The organism is Novosphingobium taihuense, from assembly GCF_007830315.1.
GTDB classification, from domain to species: Bacteria; Pseudomonadota; Alphaproteobacteria; order Sphingomonadales; family Sphingomonadaceae; genus Novosphingobium; species Novosphingobium taihuense.
In genome coordinates this window covers 44,559-52,114 of record NZ_VLKJ01000017.1, presented here as the reverse complement: position 1 = coordinate 52,114, position 7,556 = coordinate 44,559, and the positions used below count along the sequence as shown (strand labels likewise).

Below are 7,556 nucleotides of genomic sequence, written 5' to 3'. Positions count from 1 at the left end.
CCCCGAGAAGGTGCTGCCACGCGATGGCAAGACGTCCGGCGCCCTGCAGGTGCGCGGGCCGTGGATCGTCAAGCGCTACTTCAAGGCCGAGGCCGATGCGGTTGTGGCCGGACAGTGGTTCGATACCGGTGACGTTGGCCTGATCCACCCGGACGGGACGCTGCAGCTGACCGACCGGACCAAGGACGTGATCAAGTCTGGCGGGGAGTGGATCAGTTCGGTTGAACTGGAGAATGCAGCGATCGGCCATCCGGCGGTGGCCGAAGCCGCGGCGATCGGCATCTATCACCCCAAGTGGGACGAGCGGCCGCTGCTGGTGGTGGTCAGGAAGCCCGGGGCCGATGTCAATCAGGAGGAAATCCGCGGTTTCCTTGGCATGCAAGTGGCAAAGTGGTGGGTGCCCGATGCGGTGGCGTTCGTTGATGCGATCCCGCACACCGGCACCGGCAAGATCAGCAAAAAGGACCTGCGCGATCAGTTCCGCGATTACGCCTGGGACAAGGTGGCTTGAGAGGAGTGCGACGCATGAGCGGGCAATCGATCTTTATTACTGGAGCCGCCTCGGGGATTGGCAAAGCAACGGCATCACTGTTTGCAGAAGCCGGCTGGCGAGTCGGGTTGTGCGACATTGACGCTGGCCGCCTTGCGGACGTTGCCACAAGGTTGGGCAACACAGCGTCGGTTCATCTGGCGGACGTGTGCGATCCAGAGGCGCTGTCGGTCGCGCTGGAGACGTTCGCCAGGCACGGTGGCCTCGATGTCATGTTCAATTGCGCCGGTATTCTCGCAATGTGCGAGTTCGCCGAATGCTCGCTTGAGGCAATGCACCGAATTGTCGATGTCAACGTGAATGGAGTAATCAACGGCATCCACTTGGCTCTGCCGCACCTCCGCAACCGGACAGACCCGCGCGTTATCAGCATGTCTTCGGTCGCTGCAATCCACGGCATTCCAGAAGAAGCGGTTTATTCCGCAAGCAAGACCGCCGTTCGCGCACTTACCGAGGCGCTCAATATCGAACTGGAGCCAGCCGGGATCTGGGTCTGCGACGTGATGGTCGCCTATGTTGCCACTCCCATGGTCCTTGCAGCGCAGGAAAGGGCGAAGTCGGTCGACATCCTTGGAGTGAACGTCGCCCCTGAACAGGTTGCCCAGACCGTCTGGAAAGCGGTGCATGACCGCCAGGTCCACTGGTTTGTCACGCCCGAGGACGAAGCCGTGGCTGCCCAGATCGATGTCACGCCATGGGAACAGCGGCGAGACATCATCAAACAGATTACCGGCTTTGCGTGATGACACCAAGCAGGGGTATGCGCAGATTGCTGCCAGAGGCTTCGGAGTTAAGGCTATTCCGTTAGCTCCTACTTGCCGCAAACTTGTAAGGGAGCACAGATCTCCAAATGATCTGAGTGCCTATCTTTAGACTCTGAGGGGCACCATTCCTGCATCCAAGAATGCCCCCGGACGTCTTGAAAAATGCGCAGAAGTCTGCCTTTCACAAGTCGTTTCCGGTGCTGTAACGTCCAAGGAAATCCAGTCATAGCCAGGGGCAACTGGGGCATGATTGGGGGCAACGAGTGCCTGCCGGCAATTCCGACGAGGTAAGGCTTCAAGGCGCTCCCTTCAGGATCGCTCCCACAGGCGGCGCGGACACTACGATGGAACCTGCAATGAAACGCGGCGTTCCACATTACTCGGATGGAGCAGCGATCAACGCGGCGATTCCGACGATTGGACACCTCCTTCCCGTGCTTGACATGAATAGACCCGCTGAACGCATTGCCATCATTGGCGCCGGCGCAACTGGAACATATTGCCTTCATTCCTTGATTACCGAAGGGATCGCGGAAGAGGTGACGGTATTCGAGTCGAGCGGACTCACAGGCCCCGGACTGGCCTACTCGCCCGAACTCAATGACATGCATGCCCTCTCCAACATCGCCGGGTTCGAAATTCCGCCGCTTCTCGAAACGGTAAATGCATGGGCGTCGCGCCAGCCGCGGCAAAGGCTTGAACAGTGGGGAATAGCCGACCGGGCGGGGGACGATCGGGCCTTCTTCCCGCGCGCCGTCCTCGGCGCCTGGCTCGCCGACCAGTTTCTTCAGCTCAGCGCCGACGGGTCAACCACCGTCATCGTTCATAGGTGTGCCGAGGTGGTCGACATGATCGCCATGCCCAATTCCTGCCGAGTGGAATGGCGGGGGTCCGATGGCGTTATCGTGGTGGATGAGTTCGATCGGGTGATCGTCGCTTCAGGATACGGTGCGATCGGAACCGAAGACAACCGTGCAGAACGCAGCACCGGCAAATCGGCATCGCTTGCGGCAAGTGATGGCACGTCGGAACGCTTTGGCGTGCTGGGCTCGTCACTGTCCGGCATCGATGCCGTCGTTGCCATCGCCATGGCGCGGGGCAGTTTCGAACGAGGAGCTGGCGCGCTGCGCTACATCCCCGCAAATCCGTGGAGCGCCATGCTGATGAGCCGGAACGGGATATTGCCTGAGGCAGACTTCTGGTTTCCGCACCCGCTTCCCGACCTGGAAGGCTTCACGCCGGAATCCGCGTCCGCCTGTCTTACGGGGGCGGAAGGGGATCTCGACCGGCTGTTCGCGCAGTTCGTGGCGGTCCTGATCCGGGAAGCACCGGATTGGTCTGCCGAAATCGGCCTTGGGCATGCAACTGCGGACGACTTTGCCGAGCGCTACTTCGCGCGCCGCCGATCCAGCGACGCCTGGGCCTATGCCCGAAACAATCTCGCCGCCGTGAGAGATTGGAGCGAGAGCCATGACACCCCTTCATGGCGGATCGTCATCCTGAAGGCGCACGAGATTTTCGCCAGCGTGATTGGTTCGCTGCCCCCGCAAGACCTGGCGCGCCTGCATCGCGGGCTGAAGCGCGTCTTCACGGACAATTACGCAGCCGTCCCTCACCTTTCGATCGAGCGCGTGCTTGCGCTGCATGACGCTGGGGTGCTCGATGTCATCGCACTTGGCAACGAATACGAGATCCGGCCGATAAGGAATGCGTGGCTCGTCCGGTCACCGGCCCGGTCCGAGCGTTTCGACGAACTGATCGATGCGCGCGGGCCGCAAGCCGCGGCTTTGACGCGCTTCCCCTTCCCCACCTTGCGCTTGCAACTTTGCGCCAGCGCTCTCGAAGAGAGCCAGGACTGGGGCAACGGCCTGAACCCGGCCGCAGATCTCACCGTCAGCGACCAAGACCCATCGCTCCGCCATATCCATCTCTGCGCGCTTCCATTCCTGCTGCGCAACCGGCCGTTCGTGCAGGGCCTGGTGGAATGCGCGGCGATGGCGCGATGCGTTAGCCAGGCGATACGCGATTCGTCCTTGTCGGAAGGTGCCGATTACTCGTCGCCGGAGCACCTGATCGAATTGATCGACAGGCCGTCCGTCATCCTTGCCACTGGCGAGGTGCTTCCGCTTGCCGGATAGGAGCGGTCGCAGTCGATCTGACCTACCGACGCAACTCGCGTGGTAAGTGTGACCCCCCGACAGTAGCCGCTTCTAGGCATACAGAGAATGCAGGCTGATGCAGAGCCGCTGCGAGCCGCAGGCCAGCGAAGCTAAACCTCCGCTAATAGATATTCCCGCTCAATGGTCTGGGCCACCGCCTCAGCTTGAACTCGTCGCTGAAAATGGACTTCCCCATGATCGCCTTCCATCCTCGAATTCAAGAGCAAAGGCATCCAGAAATCTTGGGGCGATTCAGCACACGGTAGTTGGATCGTTGCGCCAATCTGTGCGTTCCCCACTCGCAGCTCAAGCGACAAGGTGTTCAGCAGAGATGGGTTCAAGCATTGCCGTGGCCATCGTGAACGGTGTTCCAAAGCCTCTTCCGTCAGATCCACGGCGCACGCTGCTCGATTGGCTGCGAGAGGATCTCGCGCTGACCGGAACCAAGAAGGGTTGCGATCACGGTCAGTGCGGCGCCTGTACGGTGCTGGTCGAGGGAAGGCGGATAAACTCCTGCCTCTCGCTGGCGCAGCTGCACGAGAGCGACACGATCGAGACGATTGAATCGATCGGCTCCGCCGACAACCTCTCGGCCCTGCAAAAGGCTTTCGTTACACACGACGGTTTCCAGTGCGGATATTGCACGCCCGGGCAGATCTGTTCCGCCAAGGCGATGATGCAGGAACTGGCCGAAGGATGGGCGAGCGCGCAGACCCAGGACCTGACCGAACGACCCTTGCCGACGCCTGAGGAACTGCGCGAGCGGATGAGCGGCAACCTGTGTCGATGCGGAGCCTACTCCAACATCATTGCCGCGCTTGAAGATGTCATCGCATCGGACGCAAGCCTTCAGGGAGCACAGGCATGAAGGCCTTTGCTCTCGACCACGCCACTTCGGCGCAGGGCGCGATCCATGCGCTGCAGCACGGCGGAACGGTCATCGCCGGTGGCACGAATCTGGTCGATCTGATGAAGTTGCAGATTGCCGCGCCCGACCGGGTCATCTCGATCCGCCGCACCGAACTTGGCGAGATGGCGCTTGACGGTGAAGGCTTGCGGATCGGCGCACTCGTTACCAACGCCGATTGTGCCGCCGATATGCGGGTCAGGGAACACTGGCCCTTGCTGGCAAAGGCGATCCTCGCAGGCGCCAGCCCGCAGCTGCGCAATCGGGCCACGACCGGCGGCAACCTGTGCCAGCGCACTCGCTGCGGCTACTTCTATGACACGACGCAAGCCTGCAACAAGCGTGATCCCGGTGCAGGCTGCGCCGCGCGAAGCGGCTTCAACCGCATTCACGCCGTTCTAGGCACGAGCGATTCCTGCATAGCCACCTATCCGGGCGACATGGCCGTGGCGATGCTTGCCCTTGATGCCGTAGTCTTGACCGAAGGGCCATCCGGTCCGCGCGAGATCCCGATAGCGGCGTTTCATCGCATGCCGGGGGACGATCCCTCGCGTGACAACGTGCTCGAGGCGGGCGAACTCATCACGGCAGTGCGGCTTCCCGCACCGACAGGAGGCATCCAGCTTTACCGCAAGGTGCGCGACCGCGCTTCCTATGCCTTCGCGCTCGTCTCTGTCGCCGTCGATGTGACGATGGATCAAGGGCGTATCGCACGCTGCGCGCTTGCCTTTGGTAGCCTCGGTACGGTGCCTTGGCGCGACCCGGCGGTAGAACAGGTGCTGATTGGCGAAGAGCCAAGCGCGGCCCTGTTCGCAAAGGCCGCCAACGTTCTGCTCAAGGATGCGAAGGGCTTGGGCGCGAATGATTTCAAGATCCCGCTCGCCGCCCGCGCGCTGGCCGCCACATTGAACGAAGCCACGCAAGCGGGAAAGGCCTGAACCATGCGCATGACCTTGGCCGACATGTACAACACGCCCGACGAGCGCAATCTGCTCGACACCATGAAGCAGGGCATCATCGGCAAGCCGCTCGATCGCCCGGAAGGGCCGCTCAAGGTCACCGGCACGGCCACCTATTCGGCCGAGTACAAGCTCGACGGATGTGTCGAAGGCGTACTGGTGCTGGCGGACATTCCGCAAGGGACGGTCAGCACCATCCATCGCGACGATGTTGTGGCGATGCCCGGAGTTCTGGCCGTTCTCGCCGATGAGGCCATGGTCCGCCGCTCGACACAGGGTACTTCTGGCAAGGCTCCGGCTCAGGATGTGCAAACGGTCGATTACTTTGCCCAGCCCGTCGCGCTCGTGGTGGCCGAAACCTTCGAGCAGGCCCGCGAAGCGGCGCTCGCGCTGAAAATTGAATACGAAGGCGCCGGAAACCCGGTGCCGTTCGATCCGGAAAGCGCTGACGCAGAGGTGGAAACACCATCGGACAGCAAGCCGGTGAAAGGCGGGGATCTGGAGCAGGCGATGCGCGATGCCGCCTTCGCCATCGACGTCGATTACGACACACCGGGCCATGCCAGCGCTGCGATGGAGCCGCATGCGACCATCGCCGAATGGCAGGACGATCGTTTGATCCTGCGTGGCAGCTACCAGATGCTGGCGTTCAACGTGAAGGAGATCGCCGATTGCCTCTCGATCTCGCCGAAAAAGGTGAGGATCATCGCGCCCTACGTGGGCGGCGGCTTCGGTTCCAAGCTGGGCATCACGCATGAAGCGGTGGCGGCGGCCATTGCCGCGAAGGAACTGGGCCGTCCGGTGCGGGTGGTGATGACGCGTCAGCAGGTGTTCCAGACCGTGATGCGTCGGTCGGAAACGCGCCAGCGCGTGCGTCTTGCCGCCGATGCTGCGGGCAAGCTGATCGGGCTGGGCCACGAAGCGCTTGTCTCAAACCTGCCGGACGAGGATTTTGCCGAGCCGGTCACGCAGGCGACCGAATTCCTCTACGGTGGCGAAAACCGCCTTCTGAAGGTGGAGGTCGCACGCATCTGCCGGATGACCGCAGGCTCCGTCCGCGCCCCGGGCGAGGCGGTCGGCATGCAGGTGCTGGAAGCCGCCATGGACGAGTTGGCCGAAAAGGCCGGCCTGGATCCGGTAGAACTGCGCAAGCGCAATCTCCCTGCAAAGGTTCCGGTAGAGGGAACCCCCTATTCCTCGCGCATGCTTGTCGAAGCGCTGGAGCAAGGCGCCGCGCAGTTAGGTTGGGACAGGCGCAAGCCTTCGCCCTGCCAGACCCGCGAAGGTGATTGGTGGATCGGCATGGGGGTGGCCAGCGCCGCTCGCGTCAACGTGATGATCCCGGCAGAGGCCCGTGTAACGCTGAATGCCGATGGGACTGCGCTGGTCGAGACCGACCAGACCGACATCGGCACCGGCACATATGCAATCCTCGGCCAGATTGCGGGCGAAATGCTAGGCCTGCCGATCAGCAAGGTGCGGGTCGTCCTGGGCGATACCAGCCTTCCAGCGGGCGCCGGTTCTGGCGGCAGCTTTGGCGCTATTTCCACCGGCTCTGCCGTGATGCGCGCCTGCGAGGCAATCCGCAAAAAGCTCGGTAAAAAGCTGGGCTGCGAAGGGGATGCGCTGGAGATCACCGATGGGATGGCAAGCCATGGCGAAAAGCAGTGCTCGCTCATCGATCTTCTGGATGGCGAAGACATGGCAGAGATCGGCTCGATCAAGCCGGGCAAGACCTTCAAGGACTTCTCCCAAGCCAGCTACGGCGCGTTCTTCGCCGAGGTCGGCGTCCATGCTTTCACCGGCGAGGTGCGCGTGCGGCGGATGACGGGTGCGTTCGGCTTTGGCCGCGTTCTCAATGCCAAGACCGCGCGTTCACAATGCCTTGGTGGCATGGTCTGGGGTATTGGCAGCGCGCTGACGGAGGAACTGGCATTCGACATGCGCGATGGTCACCTCGTCAACCACGATCTGGCTGAATACCACGTGCCCGTGCATGCCGATGTGCCTGCGCTCGACGTGATCCTTCTGGAAGAGCGCGATGCCGCCGCCAGCCCGCTTCAGGCCAAGGGCGTTGGCGAACTGGGCATTTGCGGCGCAGCCGGTGCGATCGCGAACGCGGTCTACAACGCCTGCGGCGTGCGCGTTCGCAGCTTCCCGCTGACGCTCGACAAGATCATCCCCCACCTGCCCGACCCCTTTGTTTCGCCAGCCTGA

The 7,556-nt window shown here is 62.3% G+C and carries 6 protein-coding genes; all 6 read left to right on the top strand.

The window, feature by feature from the left end:
* On the top strand, positions 1-511 hold a 511-nt coding region (locus IQ25_RS19780), incomplete at its 5' end, for an AMP-binding enzyme (RefSeq protein ID WP_144908006.1).
* 14 nt (positions 512-525) lie between these two features.
* The gene (locus tag IQ25_RS19775) at positions 526-1,293 is read left to right on the top strand and encodes an SDR family oxidoreductase (protein ID WP_144908005.1); all 768 of its coding nucleotides are present in this window, start codon (positions 526-528) and stop codon (positions 1,291-1,293) included.
* 365 nt (positions 1,294-1,658) lie between these two features.
* Complete coding sequence (locus tag IQ25_RS19770) at positions 1,659-3,452, top strand: FAD/NAD(P)-binding protein (RefSeq protein WP_144908004.1); 1,794 nt, start codon at positions 1,659-1,661, stop codon at positions 3,450-3,452.
* Positions 3,453-3,804: 352 nt separating this feature from the next.
* Complete coding sequence (locus IQ25_RS19765; protein ID WP_144908003.1) at positions 3,805-4,341, top strand: 2Fe-2S iron-sulfur cluster-binding protein; 537 nt, start codon at positions 3,805-3,807, stop codon at positions 4,339-4,341.
* Positions 4,338-5,318, top strand: coding sequence for an FAD binding domain-containing protein (locus IQ25_RS19760; RefSeq protein WP_144908002.1), 981 nt, complete (start codon positions 4,338-4,340; stop codon positions 5,316-5,318). Before IQ25_RS19765 ends, IQ25_RS19760 begins: the two co-directional genes overlap by 4 nt.
* A gap of 3 nt (positions 5,319-5,321) precedes the next feature.
* Positions 5,322-7,556, top strand: a complete 2,235-nt coding sequence (locus tag IQ25_RS19755) for a xanthine dehydrogenase family protein molybdopterin-binding subunit (RefSeq protein WP_144908001.1) — start codon at positions 5,322-5,324, stop codon at positions 7,554-7,556.